The organism is Microbacterium sp. Leaf288 (assembly GCF_001422925.1).
Lineage (GTDB): Bacteria > Actinomycetota > Actinomycetes > Actinomycetales > Microbacteriaceae > Microbacterium.
Map to the genome: position 1 here is coordinate 101792 of NZ_LMNI01000001.1, position 17166 is coordinate 118957.

Annotated in this window: 12 protein-coding genes; 7 read left to right on the forward strand and 5 right to left on the reverse strand. The window is 71.8% G+C overall.

The genetic code is table 11. The annotated features are described in order from the left end of the window. Window positions 1-26 precede the first annotated feature (26 nt). Window positions 27-1301 (forward strand): TetR/AcrR family transcriptional regulator, encoded by a 1275-nt coding sequence (locus ASF40_RS00365; protein ID WP_056364858.1) that lies wholly within the window; start codon window positions 27-29, stop codon window positions 1299-1301. A gap of 4 nt (window positions 1302-1305) precedes the next feature. Here the strand turns inward: ASF40_RS00365 and recQ are convergent, their stop codons facing one another. Beyond that, window positions 1306-3354, reverse strand: a complete 2049-nt coding sequence (gene recQ / locus ASF40_RS00370; protein ID WP_056364861.1) for a DNA helicase RecQ — start codon at window positions 3352-3354, stop codon at window positions 1306-1308. A 217-nt stretch (window positions 3355-3571) separates the two neighbouring features. Continuing rightward, window positions 3572-4108 (reverse strand): DUF1697 domain-containing protein, encoded by a 537-nt coding sequence (locus tag ASF40_RS00375; RefSeq protein ID WP_056366576.1) that lies wholly within the window; start codon window positions 4106-4108, stop codon window positions 3572-3574. Window positions 4109-4263: 155 nt separating this feature from the next. Here ASF40_RS00375 and ASF40_RS00380 point away from each other — a divergent pair, with 155 nt between their 5' ends. After that, window positions 4264-5202, forward strand: coding sequence for an SDR family oxidoreductase (locus ASF40_RS00380; RefSeq protein WP_056364863.1), 939 nt, complete (start codon window positions 4264-4266; stop codon window positions 5200-5202). Between the two features lie 59 nt (window positions 5203-5261). Here ASF40_RS00380 and ASF40_RS00385 read toward each other — a convergent pair whose 3' ends face one another. Both ASF40_RS00385 and ASF40_RS00390 read right to left on the reverse strand, forming a co-directional pair. After that, entirely contained in the window at window positions 5262-7814 is a 2553-nt protein-coding gene (locus ASF40_RS00385; protein ID WP_056364865.1) for a DEAD/DEAH box helicase, read from the reverse strand. Between the two features lie 273 nt (window positions 7815-8087). Then, a complete protein-coding gene (locus ASF40_RS00390; protein WP_056364869.1) occupies window positions 8088-8927 on the reverse strand; it encodes a GDSL-type esterase/lipase family protein in 840 nt (279 codons plus the stop codon). A 173-nt stretch (window positions 8928-9100) separates the two neighbouring features. On the opposite strand from ASF40_RS00390, the gene ASF40_RS00395 reads away from it, so the two are divergent. Together ASF40_RS00395 and ASF40_RS00400 are read left to right on the forward strand one after the other, a co-directional pair. Next, window positions 9101-9421 (forward strand): GNAT family N-acetyltransferase, encoded by a 321-nt coding sequence (locus ASF40_RS00395; RefSeq protein WP_056364873.1) that lies wholly within the window; start codon window positions 9101-9103, stop codon window positions 9419-9421. A 14-nt stretch (window positions 9422-9435) separates the two neighbouring features. Next, on the forward strand, window positions 9436-10422 hold the full coding sequence (locus tag ASF40_RS00400; RefSeq protein ID WP_056366581.1) for a pirin family protein: 987 nt from the start codon (window positions 9436-9438) through the stop codon (window positions 10420-10422). Between the two features lie 117 nt (window positions 10423-10539). On the opposite strand, the gene ASF40_RS00405 is transcribed toward ASF40_RS00400, so the two are convergent. Then, a complete protein-coding gene (locus ASF40_RS00405) occupies window positions 10540-13560 on the reverse strand; it encodes a S8 family serine peptidase (RefSeq protein ID WP_056364875.1) in 3021 nt (1006 codons plus the stop codon). 139 nt (window positions 13561-13699) lie between these two features. Here ASF40_RS00405 and ASF40_RS00410 point away from each other — a divergent pair, with 139 nt between their 5' ends. The 3 genes from ASF40_RS00410 (at window position 13700) to ASF40_RS00420 (ending at window position 17146) form a co-directional block, all read left to right on the forward strand. Next, complete coding sequence (locus ASF40_RS00410; protein WP_056364878.1) at window positions 13700-14251, forward strand: ECF transporter S component; 552 nt, start codon at window positions 13700-13702, stop codon at window positions 14249-14251. Window positions 14252-14333: 82 nt separating this feature from the next. After that, complete coding sequence (locus ASF40_RS00415) at window positions 14334-16301, forward strand: ABC transporter ATP-binding protein (RefSeq protein WP_082496767.1); 1968 nt, start codon at window positions 14334-14336, stop codon at window positions 16299-16301. Next, complete coding sequence (locus tag ASF40_RS00420) at window positions 16298-17146, forward strand: energy-coupling factor transporter transmembrane component T (RefSeq protein WP_056364881.1); 849 nt, start codon at window positions 16298-16300, stop codon at window positions 17144-17146. Before ASF40_RS00415 ends, ASF40_RS00420 begins: the two co-directional genes overlap by 4 nt. The last annotated feature ends 20 nt before the right edge of the window (window positions 17147-17166 follow it).

Here is a 17166-nt window from a genome sequence, read left to right on the forward strand (position 1 = left end):
GACGAGCGCAGGGAGGCGGTGACGACGTGACGACGACCACCGCACCCGGCGCCGTGCGCACCGCCCGCACCGAGCAGACCCGCGCCGCGATCGTCGCCGCGGCGCACGACGCATTCGTCACCCGGGGATACCGCGCCACGTCGCTGCGTGACATCGCGGCCGCCGCCGGCATCAGCCACCCCGGTCTGCTCCGGCATTTCGCCACGAAGGACGAGCTGCTCGCCGCCGTGGTCGACCTGTTCGAGCGTGACAACGAGACCGAGCTCCTCGAGCGCATGGCGGCTGAGGACCCCGGCACCCTCGCCTACAGCGAGCTCGCGCGGCGCAACGAGACAGTGCCCGGATACCTGGCGCTCTTCGCCGCGCTCACGGGCGAGGCATCCACCCCCCGTCATCCCGCGCACGAGATCATGCGCGACCGGTACGCGCGCCTGCGCGAGCTGTCGACGGACGCCATCGACGAGGCGATCACGCAGGACACCGTCGCGGCGGACCGCGACCCGGGCGGCGAGGCCGTGCGCGTTCCCGCCGCGTGGGACGGCCTCCAGCTGCTCGCACAGTACCTTCCCGAGCGGGTCGACATCGCCGAGACCCTCGAGACGTACGAGGCGTCGCTCGCACTGCCCGTGGGCTGGCGCGACGCCGACGATCCCCCACCCGCCTCGACGGCGGCGCCGGTGCCGCCGATGCCTTCCTTCGCGGCACCGGATGCTGCGCCCTCGGGCTATCGCGTGGGCCGCGAGCGCCGCGCGCTCATCGTCGACGGCGCCACGGCGCTGTTCGCCGAGGAGGGCTACGGCGACACGAGCCTGCGCGACATCGCCGAACGCGTCGGCGTCTCGAAGTCGACGCTGCTGCACTACTTCGGGTCGAAGGAGGATCTGCTGAGCGCGGTGCTGAGCCACCGCGACCAGCAGATCGAGTCGCGGGCGGACCACGTTCCCGCCGACCGGGCGGTCACGGAGCTGCGCGGCCTCCCCCGCGGCGCCGCCGTCAACGCGGCGACGGCCCCGGGCCTCATCGAGGTCTACGCCGTGCTCTCGTGCGAGGCGGTGCCCGCCGACCATCCCGCGCACGCCTACTTCGAGGAGCGCTTCCGCGGCGTGGTGGACCACTTCGCCGCGCTGTTCCGCGCCGCCCAGGAGGACGGCGATCTCCCCTCTCACCGCGACCCCGAGTTCGAAGCCCTCTGGCTCACCGCGCTCTGGGACGGCCTGCAGTACCAGTGGCTCTACGACCGCTCGTCGGTGGATGTCGCGGCTCAGCTCACGGCGCACCTCGACGACGTACTGCCGCGGTGACCGGTCAGGCGGCGGCGACCACCGCGAGCACGGCCTCGCCGTACGCCTCGCGCTTCTTGGCGCCGATGCCCGAGACACCGTCGAGGTCGGCGAGGCTCGCGGGCCGGCGCTCGGCGACGGCGCGCAGTGTCGCGTCGCCGAACACGATGTAGGCAGGCACGCCGAGCTCTTTCGCGACGCCGGCGCGCCACGCGCGCAGCGCCTCGAAGAGACCGGCGTTCGCAGGGTCGAGCGTCTCGGGAGCGGTGGACTTGCGCACCCGTGCGACGCTGCCGGAGCGGCCCATCACGTCGCGGCGCAACGGCACCGGCGTCTCGCCGCGCAGTACGCCCGCCGCAGAATCGCCGAGCGCGAGCGTGCCGTACTCGCCGCGGGCGACGAGGATGCCGCGGGCCAGCAGCTGGCGGATCACACTGCGCCAGTCCTGATCGCTGAGATCGGCGCCGAGCCCGTACGTCGAGAGCTGGTCGTGGCCCTGCTGCCGGATGCGGTCGGTCGAGGCGCCGCGGAGGATGTCGCCGAGGTGACCGGCGCCGAACGCCTGGCCGCGCTCGCGCTGCAGACGCACGATCGTCGAGAGGAGCTTCTGCGCGGGGACGAGTCCGTCCCAGGTGTCGGGCGCCTCGAGGCACGTGTCGCAGTTGCCACACGGGGCAGAGGCTTCGCCGAAATAGGCGAGCAGGTTCTGGCGGCGGCATCCGACCGTCTCACAGAGGCCCAGCATGGCGTCGAGGTGCTGGCCGAGCCGGGTCTTGAAGGCGCGGTCGCCGGGCGACTGATCGATCATGCGGCGCTGCTGCACCACGTCGCCGAGGCCGTAGGCCATCCACGCGACGGATGCCTCGCCGTCGCGGCCCGCCCGGCCGGTCTCCTGGTAGTAGCCCTCGACCGACTTCGGCAGGTCGATGTGCGCGACGAAGCGGACGTCGGGCTTGTCGATGCCCATGCCGAACGCGATCGTGGCGACCATCACGACGCCGTCCTCGCGGAGGAAGCGGGACTGGTTCGCGGCACGCGTCTCGGCGGGAAGACCGGCGTGGTACGGCAGCGCGTCGACGCCCTGCGCCGAGAGGAACTCGGCCGTCTGCTCGACGGACTTTCGGCTCAGCGCGTAGACGATGCCCGCCGCGCCGGACCCCTGCGAGCGTATGAACGCGACGAGCTGGCGCCGCGGGTCGGACTTGGCCTCGATGCGGTACTGGATGTTGGGCCGGTCGAAGCTCGAGACGAAGTGGCGCGCCTGCGGCAGCTGCAGCCGCTCGGTCATCTCGCGGTGCGTCGCGGGAGTCGCCGTCGCCGTGAGCGCGAGACGCGGCACCCCGGGGAATCGCTCGGCGAGGGTACCCAGCGCCAGGTAGTCGGGGCGGAAGTCGTGACCCCACTGCGACACGCAGTGCGCCTCGTCGATCGCGATGACGCTGAGCTCTCCGCGCCCGAGGAATCGCAGCGTCGCCTCGGTGTTCAGCCGCTCGGGGGCGACGTAGAGGAGATCGAGCTCGCCCGCCAGGTACGCCCGCTCGACGGCCGCGCGCTCGGGCGGCGCCTGGGTCGAGTTGAGGTACGCGGCCCGCACGCCGTTGGCGACGAGCGCGTCGACCTGGTCGTGCATGAGGGCGATGAGCGGGCTCACGACGAGCCCCGTGCCCGGGCGTGCGAGCGCCGGAACCTGGTAGCAGACGCTCTTGCCACCGCCGGTGGGCATCAGCACGACGGCGTCGCCGCCGGCAATGACATGGTCGACGATCGCGCCCTGCTCACCGCGGAACGCGTCGTATCCGTACACCTCGCGCAGCACGGTGGCCGCGTCGGCGCCCGTGAAGTCCCGGCGCGGACCGGCGCCCGCGAAGGGGTCGATCGACGTCGAGCCGCCCGCCATGGGGTCGGGAGGCGGCTGGGCCCACGCGCCCGGAGGCTCCGGGCGACGCGCCAGCGGCGTCTGGAGGGGGCGTGGGGACCACCCGTCCTCCGGCGGCGCCCACGAATCGTCGGGCGCAGGAGCGAACTCGGGCTCCCACGCGAGGTCGGCGTACGGGTCGCCTTGGGGGATTGTCACCCGTCCCAGGGTAGCCGCGGGATCCGACGCGCTCCCCCGTGCGCCCCGCCCGGTGCACAACCCGAGCCGAACCCATGTCCCCGGGTTGTGTGGAGGAGCCTCCCGGCATCCTCAATTGAGGATCAGGGCCGAGATGAGGAGCGGCGCGCCGGGGTCGGGGCCGCACTCCGGCCCTGGACCTCAATTGAGGAGCGAGTGAAGCCACCACACCCCGAGCTCAGCACCACTTCTCCGCGAGCGTGGTGATGACGTTCGCGTTGCGGTTGGTCGCGACGCCCAGCAGCTTCGCCGCGCGGAGCGGATCGACGGTTCCGGCCTGGTAGCCCGGGCCGAGAAGCGCGTGCGCGACGCGGCCGCGCACGACCATCTCGCCGGCATCCGTCGTGAGCCCCTCGATCTCGGCGATCGTGTCGGCCTGCGGCGCTTCCTTCAGCAGATACACGTAGTGCCGCTCCAGGCCGCGCCGGCCCGCAGTGAGGACGACGGCGTCACGGGCGATCGCCGCAAGCTCGTCGATCGTGAACACCATCGTGGGTACGTCGAACCCGCGGTCCGCGGCGAAGGCGTCCTCGAGCGCCTTCTCGATCTTCGCCCGCGAGCGCAGCGTCGTCGTGAAGCGCACGTTGCCCGTGTTGATGTGGGTCTCGACGTCGGTGAACCCGACGCCCTCGACCGCGCGCACGATGTCGCCCTTCGGGAACTTCCGGTTCGCCCCGAGGTTGATCGCCCGCAGGAACGCCACGTACGTCGGCATGACGCCATCATCCCGGATGCCGCCCTTCCACCGCATGCGGTAGCGTCACCCCCATGCAATGCCTGTGACCCCGTCTCCCGTCACCATCGGTCTGCGCGATCCGCGCAGCCACAGAATCATGGATGCCGCGTGCCGGCGTCCGCGAAAGGCATCGCATGTTCCCCTCCTCGTCGTCCCTGCCGCTCACCGGCAAGACCGCCCTCGTCACCGGCGTCTCGCGCCGGCGGGGCATCGGCTTCGCCGTCGCCGCCCAGTTCGCGCGCCTCGGCGCCGACGTCTTCTTCCACCACTACCGCCCGCACGACACACGCCTGCCGTGGGGCGGCGACGACCTCGACGCCGTGCGCGAGGGTCTGCGCGCGGAACTCGCGCCGGGCGCACAGCTCGGCGACATCAGCGCGGACCTGCGGGACGCGGCTGCGCCCACGCGCCCGCAGGCTCCGGGCGACGCGCCGGCGGCGCCGGGAGGGGGCGTGGGGACCGTCTCCCTCGTCATCGAGGCCGCCACGGCACTGACCGGGCGGCTCGACATCCTGGTGTGCAATCACGCGCAGTCGGGCGACGACGGATCGATCCTCGACATGACCGCCGACCGGCTCGACGCCTTCTGGCAGACCAACACACGGTCGACGCTGCTGCTGACGCGCGAGTTCGCGAGGCTGCACGCGGGCGCACCTGCACCCGACTCGCGCCCCGGCGAGCGCGTCGAGCGACGGGGGCCGTTCACCGAGCCGACCGGCCGCGTGTTCTGGATGACATCGGGCCAGATCCACGGCGCGATGCGCGGCGAGGTCGCATACGCGGCGAGCAAGGCGGCGCTCGCCGGCGTCACGAAGACGGTGGCGGCGGAGCTGCTCGACCTCGGCATCATCCTCAACACGATCGATCCCGGTCCGGTCAACACCGGCTATCTCGACCCCGAGACGACCGACCGGCCGCTCGACGAGATCGAGGCGTGGATGCGGTCGACGCCTTTCGGCCGCTATGGCGAGCCCGCGGATCCCGCGCGGCTCATCGGCTGGCTCGCGACGCCCGACGGTGCGTGGGTCGTGGGCCAGGTGCTGTCGACCGACGGCGGACTCGGGCTCGGCTGAGCGCGGTCGCAGCCGCGCCGGGGGTTCGTTGTGCGATGGGCACGATCGGGGCGTTCGGGCTACAGCCGCACGACCTCGGTCACCCGCACCACCGCGGTGCCCGCCTCCTCCGACGCGGCGAGGTCGACCACGCCCCGGATGCGCCAGTCGTGATCGCCCGCCGGGTCGTCGATCGTCTGCTCCACGCGCCAGAGCCCCGAGGACGCAGCATCCGTCTCGTCCACGGTCACCAGTCGCGGCGACCGGGCCGCTCCGCCCGTCAGGATCTCGTCGTGGTCGTCGAAATACGCGTCGAGCGCGGCCGGCCAGTCCACCTCGGGGTCGAGCTCGACCAGCTCCTCGTCGCGCTGCAGCGCGGCGAGCTGCACCCTGCGGAACAGCTCGTTGCGCACCAGCACGCCGAACGCGCGGCGGTTGGTGAGCACCGACGGCGGGGCCGGCGGAACCACTGGAGCCGACGGGTCGTCCACGGGGTTGATCAGCGCCTCCCACTCGTCGACGAGGCTCGAGTCGACCTGTCGGACGACCTCGCCGAGCCACGCGACCAGATCGTGGAGGTCGTCGTTCTGCGCCTCGGCCGGAACGGTCTGGCGCACCGCGCGATACGCGTCCGAGAGGTACCGCAGCACCAGTCCCTCGCTGCGCGCGAGCTGGTACAGCGAGATCAGCTCCGAGAACGACAGCGCCCTCTCGAACATGTCGCGCACGACCGACTTCGGCGACAGCTCGAAGTCGCGCACCCACGGCTGGCTCGACGCGAACACCTCGTACGACTGCGCGAGCAGCTCCTCGAGCGGCTTCGGATACGTGACCTCCTCGAGCAGAGCCATCCGCTCGTCGTACTCGATGCCGTCGGCCTTCATCGCGGCGACGGCCTCGCCGCGCGCCTTGAACTCCTGCTGCGACAGGATCGGCCGCGGGTCGTCGAGCGTCGCCTCGATGACGCTCACGACGTCGAGCGCGTAATGCCCTGTCCCCGCGGCGCCCGCCGTGTCGTCGGGGTCGAGCAGCTCGATCGCGGCGAGCGCGAACGGAGACAGCGGCTGGTTGAGTGCGAAGTTCGGCTGCAGATCGACGGTGAGACGGATGCTGCGGCCCTCGCCATCGCCTCCGCTCCGGTCGATCTCCACCACGTCGGCCGTCAGCAGCGTGCGGAAGATCGCGATCGCGCGCCGCGCGAGCTCGTACCGCCGGGCGCGCGGCTCGTGGTTGTCGAACACGAGGCTGCGGACGTTCTCGAACACGTCGCCGCCGCGCGCGATGACGTTGATGAGCATCGCGGCCGTGAGCTGCAGCTGCGGAACGAGGGGCTCGGGCTCGGCCTCGACGAGGCGCTCGAACGATCCGAGGCCCCAGTTGACGACGCCGGTCGGCGCCTTCTTGCGCACGATCTTCTTGCGCTTGGCGGGGTCGTCGCCGGCCTTGCGGAGCGCGGCCTCGTTCTCGATCTCCCACTCCGGCGCCATCACGACGACGGTGCCCGAGGTGTCGTAGCCGGCGCGTCCCGCACGACCGGCGACCTGGTGGAACTCGCGCGCGGAGAGCTGGCGCATCTTCGTGCCGTCGAACTTCGACAGCGCCGTGATGAGCACGGTGCGGATCGGCACGTTGATGCCGACGCCGAGGGTGTCGGTGCCGCAGATGACTCGGAGGAGCCCTCGCTGCGCGAGCGTCTCGACGAGCCGGCGGTAGCGCGGCAGCATGCCCGCGTGGTGCACGCCGATGCCCGCGCGCACGTAGCGCGACAGGGTGCGGCCGAACGCGGTCGTGAAGCGGAAGCCGCCGATCGCCTCGGCGATCGCGTCGCGCTGCTCGCGGGAGACGATCTTGATCGACGACAGCGCCTGCGCCCGCTCCATCGCGGCGGCCTGCGAGAAGTGCACGATGTAGACGGGCGACTCGCCGGTGTGCAGCAGCTCTTCGACCGTCTCGTGCACGGGCGTGCGGGCGTACGAGAAGTGCAGCGGCACCGGGCGCTCGACCCCCGTGATCCGCGAGACCGTGCGCCCGGTGCGGCGCTCGAGATCCTCGGCGATCGGCGTGACATCGCCCAGCGTCGCCGACATCAGCACGAACTGTGCGCGAGGCAGGAGCAGCAGCGGCACCTGCCAGGCCCACCCGCGATCGTGGTCGCCGTAGTAGTGGAACTCGTCCATCACGACCTGGTCGACCGCGGCGTCCGCGCCCTGCCGCAGCGAGAGGTTCGCGAGGATCTCCGCTGTGCAGCACACGATCGGGGCATCCGGATTCACCGACGAATCGCCGGTGACCATGCCCACGTTCGCGGCGCCGAAGATGTCGACGAGCGCGAAGAACTTCTCGCTCACGAGCGCCTTGATCGGCGCGGTGTAATAGGTGCGACCGCCACGGGCGACGCAGGCCGCGTGAGCCGCGACCGCCACGAGCGACTTGCCCGTGCCCGTCGGCGTCGACAGGATCACGTGCGACCCCGACACGATCTCGATGACCGCCTCGTCCTGCGCGGGGTACAGCGCGAAGCCCTGATCCCCCGCCCACTCCACGAACGCGTCGTACAGCGCGTCGGCGTCGGGCGCCCCCGCGGGCGCACCCGAGGCCTCGGCCGCGGCACTGATGGTCTCGAGAAGCGTCACCGTCCGAGTCTGCCAGGTCGCAGCATCCGTTCGTCCTGGCGGTCCCCCCGCTCGCGCGACCCTCTCGCGCGCGCCGCCCGCCCCTTCGCGGATCCGGAATTCGGACGTTCGTGACGTCTCCGGAGCCGCGGGGGGTCCCTGCTCCGGAAAGAGATCACACCTCCGAATCCGGATCGGCGAGATGGGGTCGGCACGGGCAGGCAGGAGGCGGCGGTGCGGGGGCATGAGGACTGACGGATGCCGCGGCCCGCGGCATCCGTCAGTCCTCGCGGATCAGCGCCCGAGCGCGTCCAGGATCACGTCGGTGTAGGCGGTGTACCCCGCATACGTCGGGTGCAGATAGCCCGCCGGGTCACCCACCGGATCGAGCCCGAACCACGGGTCGCTGGGCCCGCCCGGCACGAGCTGCACGCCGTGCCCGGCGAACGCGTCGACCACGTCGGCGTAGAGCACGTTCGCACCGCCCGCGGCGGCGGCGCCGACGGCGCCCTGGATCGCGGCGTTGAGCGCGTCGGTCGCCCCGTTCACCGCGGCGACGAGGGCGGCGAGCTGGGCGAACTGCGGGGCGCCTGGCGGCGCCGCGAGCAGGTGCGGGTAGCCGGTGACGACGATGGTCGCATTCGGCGAGCGCTGGGCGACCGATCCGATCAGCGAGCTGAGCGGCATCACGATCCCCGGCGCGGAACCGACGGCCATCTGGATCGCGGCGAGGCACGGCGCGGGGTCCCCGCCCGCCGCGGCGGCCGCGCACGCGGCGTAGACCTGGTCGAGGTCGAGGTCGTTCGCGCCGACCGTGAGCGTCACGACGTTCGTACCGCGGTTCACCTGCTCCAGCTGCGCCATGGTGTCGGCGATCGTGGCACCGGAGCACCCGGCGTTGCGCAGCAGGTTGAACTTCGGCGCCTGGTCGAGCTGGGCCGCGTAGCCCCCGTCGGTCCGGGCGCAGGCGTCCAGCGGGACGCCGCCACCCTGGCCCGCGGCGATGGAGTCGCCGAGGGCGACGTGTTTGGCGACCAGCAGCGGCGAAGCCGTGGCAGGCCCTGCCGCCCCCGCGACGAGCACGACGGCCCCCAGTGCGACGGCCGCGAGCGCGGCCAGAATGCGTCGTTTCATGATTCCCCTTCGAATCCGTGGACGGATCGATCGATTCCCCCGAATCGGCCCGCGCAGTGCGGACGAGGCCGACGATAGACCCGTGGCCACCGTCCCGCCAGGGGTCCGCGTGTGTGCGGTGGCGGAATCGCGCGGCGGACCCGTACGTTGAGTAGGACGACGGAGGGACTGAAGTGACCGAGACGCAAACGCAGACCATCGTGACCCGCAACGACGAGGATCGCCGCTACGAGGGGCACGTCGACGGGGTGCTCGCGGGATTCACCGTGTTCCGCATCGACGCGAAGGGCCGCCTGCACTTCCCGCACACCGAGGTCGACCCCGCCTTCCGCGGCCGGGGCATCGCCCAGACGGTCGTGGCGGAGGCGATGGCGGATGCCGCCCGCCGCGGCGAGACGGTCGTGCCGCACTGTCCCGTGGTGGCGAAGTACCTCCGCACGCACGATGTGCCCGGGCTCACCGTCGAGTGGCCCGACCAGCCGCACCCGGAGTGATCGGAGCCGGCGACATGACCCGAATGGACGCCGACGACGCCGTCGCGACCGAATCCGCGGTCGAGTGTGCGGGACCGCGCGCTCTCCTGCTCGAGGCCCGCGAAGTGCCGCTCGGCGGCGTGCGCGCGATGTCGGTGCACCGCGCACTCCCGCAGCGTGAGCTGCCGCTCGTGGGCGCCTGGTGCTTCCTCGACCGATTCGGTCCGCAGGAGACGCGCATGCGCGTCGAGCCCCACCCCCACATCGGCCTGCAGACGGTGACCTGGCCGTACCTCGGCGATGTGCGCCACCGCGACTCCGTCGGCAGCGACGTCGTCGTTCATCGCGGAGCCCTCAACCTCATGACGAGCGGCGCGGGCATCGCCCACTCCGAGTACTCGGTCGGCGAGGATGCCGCGCCGCTCGACGCCTTGCAGCTCTGGGTCGCCCTGCCGGAGTCGCGACGCCACGGCGGGCCCGCGTTCGAGCAGCACGCGGTGCTGCCCGAGGTGGAGCTCGCGCCTGTCACCGGCGACGCGGGTTCGGCCACGGTCGTGCTCGGCGAGCTCGCGGGCGTCGCGTCGCCGGCAACCGTCTACACGCCGATCGTCGGCGCGGAGCTGCGGATTCCGGCGGGCTCGACGGTGACGGTGCCGCTCGACCCCGCGTGGGAGCACGCGCTCGTCGCCGTCTACGGCCAGGCCGCCGTCACGGCGGACGCCGGCGACGACGTCGTGGTCGACGCGGCGCACCTCCTCTACCTCGGCACGCACCGCGACGATGTCGTGATCTCGAGCCCGGCCGGGGCGACGCTGTTCCTCCTCGGCGGCGAACCGTTCGAGGACGACGTCGTCATGTGGTGGAACTTCGTCGGCCGCACCCACGAAGAGATCGTCGAGGCCCGCGAGGCCTGGGAGGCGGGCTCCGACCGCTTCGGCCGCGTCGTCGACCACGGCGACGAGCGCATCCCCGCTCCGCCGATGCCCGCCGTGCGCCTGACCCGGCGCCGCCGCCGCCTGTAACCCCGTCCCCCGCACGAGTCTTGGGGGAACGGATGCTGCCGGCCGCAGCATCCGAAATCCACAGACGCGAAGGGCGCCCGGGCCTGAGCCCGGGCGCCCTCGCTGCATCGGTACGGGTTACGGCACGTCCACCGAGACCACGGTGCGCACCTGCGAGTCGCCGTAGCGGACGACGCCCAGGTAGCTGCCCTTGTCGAGACCCGACCACGACAGGTTGTACGTCGCGGCCTGTCCCTGCTGGGCGGCCAGCGTGCTCGGGTCCGCGGTGAGCGCACCGACGCCGCCCGGGCCGACGAGAGCGCTCGTCGCCGTCCAGGTGAAGGGCGCGGTGAACGCGTACACGTTGGCCGAGATCACGTACCACCCTTCGGCCGGCTCCGTGATCTGCACCGCCTCGTCCGCGGATGCGGTGGCCGACTGCCAGCGCGCGTAGTAGCGCAGGTCGGTCGGGCTCACCACATGGTAGACGGTGAGGTCGAGGTCGGTGCCCGACGTGTCGACCGACGAGTTCAGCGCGAACTTCGCCACGTCGATGCCCTTCGGCACCTGAACCAGCACGTTCGTGGTGCCGCCGTTCGCCTCGCCGGTCTTCTCGTTGCCTTCGATGAGCACGTCGGCCTTGGCGAGGCCGAGCACCGTCAGGGGCAGCTGCCCGGTGAAGCCCGGGGTGACCGTGATGTCGAGGTCGCCCTCGGCACCGGTGCCCGCCGCCGTCGGCGGCGCGTCGGCGCTGACCGGGTAGACCGCGATGGGCGAGCGCACCGTGTTGCCGGCGCCCGTCCACGTGAGGAATCCGGTCGCCCACTGCTCGAGCGACGCACCGGCCGTCGTGAAGGTCACCGTGAAGGACTTCGACTCGCCGACCTTGAGCTCGAGCGTCGCCGGTTCGACCACCGCGTCCACACCCGGGACGTTCACCGACGCCGTGTAGGTGCCCGCGGTGGTGGCCGTCACGGTGCGCGTGACCGTCTGCGTGCCCGCGAGCGCGCCGATGCCGATCGAGGCGATGTTCAGGTCGCTCGGGTCGATCGGGTCGACGCCGTCGAAGTAGTCCTGCCCGAGGGCGCCCTCGAGGTACCCTGCCCAGTCGACGATGCCGTTCTCGTACACGAGGCCCGGGTTGAAGTACCGCTTCGGATCGACGTGACCCGCGCCCTGCGCGAACGTGTCGGCCGTCTGCTGCCCGTTCGCGTCGACGAGGTTGTACGCCGTCGTCATGAGCGCGGACTTGATCTTCGCGGGCGACGCCAGCGGCTCCTCGCCGAGGTACAGCGCACCGAGGCCGGCCACCTGCGGCGACGACATCGACGTGCCCGACTTGAAGCCGAACGTGGGCTTCTCCTTGGGTCCGTTGTGCGTGGCCGCGAGGATCGCGACGCCCGGAGCCGACACGTCGGGCTTGATGACGTCGCGGCCGTCCGCGAGGATCGGGCCGCGGCTCGAGAACCCGGCGATCTGCGGCGTCGGCGTCACCTTGCCGGTCACGTTGTCGCCCACGAGCGTCGCCGTCGCGCCGGCACCCGCGGTGCGCACGTAGTCCAGCAGCGCCGCACGGTACTGCGCGTCGATGTGGACGGTCGGCACCGAGTGGAAGTCGTTGTCGAGCGATCCGGCGGTCACGTTGACGAGGATCATCGCCGTGCCGCCCGCCGCCTTGACCTCCTGCGACTTCTCGACGCGGGCGTTGGTGCCGCGGTCGCAGATCACCGTCTTGCCGGCGGCCTTGGCCGGGTCGAGCGTCCCGAGGAAGCACAGCGCCGCCTCGTTCGTTGCGGCGCCCGCCTTGGCGATGTCCCCCGCGTAGACGACCGGTCCGGTCAGCTCCTTGCCGAACGGCACCGTCACCGATGCGCCCGCGGCCTGGAAGCCGTTGGGCAGCTTGACCGTGCCCTCGTAGGTCGGGATGGTGGATGCCGCGACCGTCGTGTACCAGGGCGAACCGTGGTCGGCGGTCGAGGCGCCCGGACCGTCGTTGCCGGCGCTCACCGCGACGAAGACGCCCGCCGCGGCCGCGCCCAGGAACGCGTAGTCGTCGGCGCTCAGCACGGTGGATGCCGCGCCGCCGCCGATCGAGTAGTTGATCACGTCGACGCCGTCCGCGACGGCCTTGTCGATGGCCGCGATCAGGTCGCTGCCGGCGCAGATGTCGTCGGTCGTGACGAGGTCGTCCGGTCCGACGTAGCAGGCCTTGTACGCCGCGACCTTGGCTGCCGGAGCGACGCCCGAGATCTTGCCGAAGCCGATGCCCTCGACCGACGCGTCGACCCCGAAGTTGCCGGCCGCGGTGCTCGCGGTGTGCGAGCCGTGGCCGTCGCCGTCACGCGGCGACAGGAAGTCGTAGCTGAAGTCGAAGCCGGACGCCGCCGCACCCGCGGAGAAGTACTGCGCACCGATGAGCTTGGTGTTGTAGTGGCGCTTGTCCCAGCTCTGGGCGATCGTGATCGGCCCGCGGAACTGGCCGCCGTCCGCCTTGTCGAAGACGATCGTGTCGCCGTTCTCCGTGTACGGGACGCCCTGAGCGCCCTTCTTCTTGAGCTGGTCGCCCGCGAACGAGGGGTTCTCCGGCGCGATGCCCGTGTCGATCACGCCGACCACGACGCCCTTGCCTGCCTCGCTCACACCGCCGACGGCATCCCAGATGCCGCCCGAGCCGGTCGTGTTCGAGCCGAGGCCGAGGAACTCCGTCGACGGAACGGCGGCGGTGGGGTGGTAGATCTCGTCGGGGAAGACGCCGAGCACACCCTTGTCTGCGCTCAGCTCGGCAACCTGCTTCGCCGTCAGCGCGGCGCTGAAGCCGTTGACGGTGACGCCGTACGACTGCTGGGGCGTGACGCCGGCCTCGGCCGCGACATCCGCCTGCTGCTTCTTGAGGTGCGCGAGGTACTTCTTCGAGTTCGTCGAATTGGCGTCCAGCTGCGTGCCCTTGTCGGGCTTGGTGCGCTGGATGCCGCTCGTGCCGCCCTCGTAGGTGGCGAGGGGTGCGTCCTTGAGGAGGACGATGTACTGGCCGTCCTCAGCGTTGATGGGGGTCGGGGTGTTCACCTCCTCCGGGACGCTGCCGAAACTGGCGGTGGCGGTGCCCGTGAACAGTGCGGCGAGTGTGACGACCGCTGCTGCTCTGACGGAGGATCGACCCATACGTGGCCTCCATTGATATGTGGGGAGTCGCTGCGCCACATCGTCGGGGCGCAACGGATTCAAACGTAACTGCCAGGTGAATCTCAGTTAATGAGAGCTCAGTGAGAATCGCGAGGCCGCGTCCCAGTACGCTGGGCAGGTGGCTGCCCGCACCCGGATTTCGACGAGCGTTCTGCTCACCTGCGCCGCCATCGGCGTCGCGACCGGCGTTCTGCAGGCGGGCGCGGGAGCGATCAGCGGCTTCGTCTCGGCCGGTGCGCCGATCCTCTACGGACTCGTCCTCGGCGTGCACGTGCTTCCCGGTGTCGTCGCGCAGGAACTGCTGCGCCGGCCATGGGTCGCGCTGATCACGCACATGGTCGCCGCCCTCGTCGCGAGCGCGGTCGTGCCACTCTGGATCGGCCGCTACATCGGCACCGCCCTCCTCATCGGCGGACTGCAGGAGATCATCGCCGCGACCTCGCGCTACAAGCGCTGGGAGCCGTGGCGATTCTTCCTCTCGGCAGTCATCGTCGGCGTCGTCATCGCCGCCGCGATCTGGTTCGCCGCCGACGTGACCCGCTTCCCCCTGTGGGGTCAGATCGTCTACGTGGCACTGTTCATCGTCGGCCCGGTGGCATGGACCGCCGTGGGTCTCGCGATCGGCTCCGCGCTGCGGCGCGCGGGGGTCGCCCGACGCAGCCAGCTCTGAGGCATCCGTCGCCCCGGAGCCGTTTCGCCGCCACGCGGTCGGCCGGTAAGTTAGGGAAGGCTAAGTTTCCCTCGACGATCGGATCCCCGTGTCTCCTGCCGTGCCGCTGCTGCGCGTGCGCGAGCTCGGCATCACCCACGACGGCGAGACCACGCCGGCGCCGGCATCCGTCTCGTTCGATGTCGCCCCCGGTGAGGTCGTGCTGCTGCTCGGCCCGAGTGGGTCCGGCAAGTCGACGCTGACCCTCGCCCTCAACGGGCTGCTGCCGCAGGCCGTGCCGGCGACCGTCACCGGGTCGGTCGAGGTCGACGGCCTCGACACGCAGGCGACGCCGGTCGCCGAGCTCAGCACCCGTGTCGGCATGGTCTTCCAGGACCCCGACGCGCAGCTCGTGACCGGCACGCTCCTCGACGAAGTGGCCTTCGGGCCGGAGAACCTCCGGATGCCGGTGGCCGAGGTGCTCGCCCGCGCCGAGGAGGCCCTCCGCCGAGTGGGCCTGTGGGAGCGCCGACGCGAGAACCCCGACCACCTGTCGGGCGGCGGACGCCAGCGGCTCGCGATCGCGTGCGCCCTCGCCATGGGGTCGCCGCTGCTCGTGCTCGACGAGCCGACCGCGAATCTCGACCCGGCCGGGATCGAAGAGGTCTACGCTGCCCTCGCCGAACTCGTCGCAGCCGGTGACCGGGCGATCCTCCTCGTCGAGCACAACCTCGACGCCGCCGTCGGCTTCGTCGACCGGGTCGTCGTGCTCGACCACGACGGTTTCCTCGCCGCCGACGGCTCAGTGGATGACGTGCTGCGCGGCCGCGCGGACGATCTCCACGCGATGGGCGTGTGGCTGCCGGTGTCGACGATCGCCGCCCTGCGGCTCCGCCGCGCGGGCTTCCGCCTCGACCCGCTGCCGCTGACCCCCGACGAGCTGCGTGCCGCTCTCGACGCCGAGCCCGCCCCGTCGGCCCCCGCTCCCGCCGGGGTTTCGCACGCGCCTCTGCCCGCCGCATCCGCAATTCGGACAATCGCGCCGATTCCGGATGCTGCGGCCGCCGCGCTCCGGAAGCGCCACGAATCTCCGAATTCCGGATCCGCGAAAAGGGGTGGGGATGCACCGCTGATCCGCGTCAGGAGCCTCACGCTCCGCCGCGGCCGCACCGAGGTCCTGCACGGCGTCGACCTCGACGTGCCGCGAGGCGCCTTCGTCGCGGTGGTCGGAGCGAACGGCGCGGGCAAGACGAGCCTCATCCAGGCGCTCGCCGGGGTGGTCTCACCGCCCAAGGGCACGGTGCACGTCGACGGGCTCGACGTCGGCCGCGCCGACGCGCGCACCCTCAGCTCGCGCATCTGCTTCGTGTTCCAGAACCCCGAGCACCAGTTCATCGCGCATACCGTGTTCGACGAGATCGCGCACGGCCTGAGGCGCCAGCGCCTGCCGGACGACGAGGTGCGACGTCGCGCCGAGGCGCTCCTCGAGCGCTTCGGGCTCGAAGCGAAGGCCGAGAGCCACCCCTTCCTTCTCTCGGGCGGACAGAAGCGGCGCCTGTCCGTCGGCACCGCCCTCGTGGCCGGCGCCCCGGTGCTCGTGCTCGACGAGCCGACGTTCGGCCAGGACCGCGCCCGCGCCGACGAACTCCTCTCCCTCCTCTCCGAGCTGAACGCCGAGGGCACCACGATCGTCGTCGTCACGCACGACATGCAGCTCGTGACCGACTACGCCGACCGCTCCGTCGTGCTCGCCGACGGTCGCGTGCTGGCCGAGGGCCCGACGACCGACCTGTTCGCCGACGACGCCCTCATCGCCCGCGCGGGCCTGCGTCCGCCGCCCCTCCGCCGCGCCCTGCAGGGCGTGCAGCGTCATCCCGAGCTCTCCCGGATCGCCCGCCTCGCCGACCTCCCCGACGCACCCGCACCCCTCCCCACGTCGCGTTCGCAATTCAGGACCGATGCAGGCGAACCCGCCCGAATCGACCTGCCGCGCCCCAACGATCCTGAATTGCGAACCGGATCGACGCCGACGGCCGCACCGGCCCCGCACGCCACGGGAGGTGCCGCGTGACCGACACCGGCCCGCTCACCGCGGCGACGGCCGCGCACTCGACGTTCGATCCGTACGCGCGGCGGGTCGAGGCATCCGCTGTCCGCTTCCTCTACGGGATGAACCCGCTCGCGAAGCTCGCCGCGCCGCTGCCCGCGATGGCGCTGCTCGTGTTCGTGCGGGACCTCGCGACCCCCGCCGCGTTCCTTGCGCTCGCGTACGTCGTGCTGCTGGTGGGGGTGTCGTTCACCCGGCGCCTCGCGGCGATCCTGTTCCTCGCGCTCCCGCTCAGCGCGCTCGTCATCGGTTTCGGGTTCGCACTGTGGACCGACGCGTCGCGGGTCGACCAGTCCGTCGTCGTGTGGCAGCTCGGCGGCTGGACCATGTACGGCGGCGCGCTCGAAGTGGGCTACGCCACGGGTCTGCGCCTCGCCGCGATCCTCGCCCTCACGCTCATCGCGGGGCTCTCGACCAGCGGACCCGACCTCGTGCGCGCTTCGGTGCAGCAGCTGCGCGTGCCCTACCGCATCGGGTACACCGCGCTGGCGGCGTTCCGCTTCGTGCCGCGGTTCGGGCACGAGCTCGACGTCATCCGCCAGGCGCACCGCGTGCGCGGCGCCCACGGCGGGCGCGGGCCCTTCGCCGCGATCGCCCGCTGGTTCGGCTACGTCGTGCCGCTCATGGCCGGCGCCATCCGTCACGCCGAGCGGGTCGCCCTCGCCATGGACGCCCGTGCCTTCGGCGCGCACCCCGACCGCACCGAGCGGTACCTCGTGCCGTGGCGCGTGCGCGACACCGTGTTCGTGCTCGCGTTCTGGCTCGCGTCCGCCGCGCTGTTCGCCGTCTTCTTCCCCTGGGGCCTCTGACCCCCTCGCCCTCCCGACAA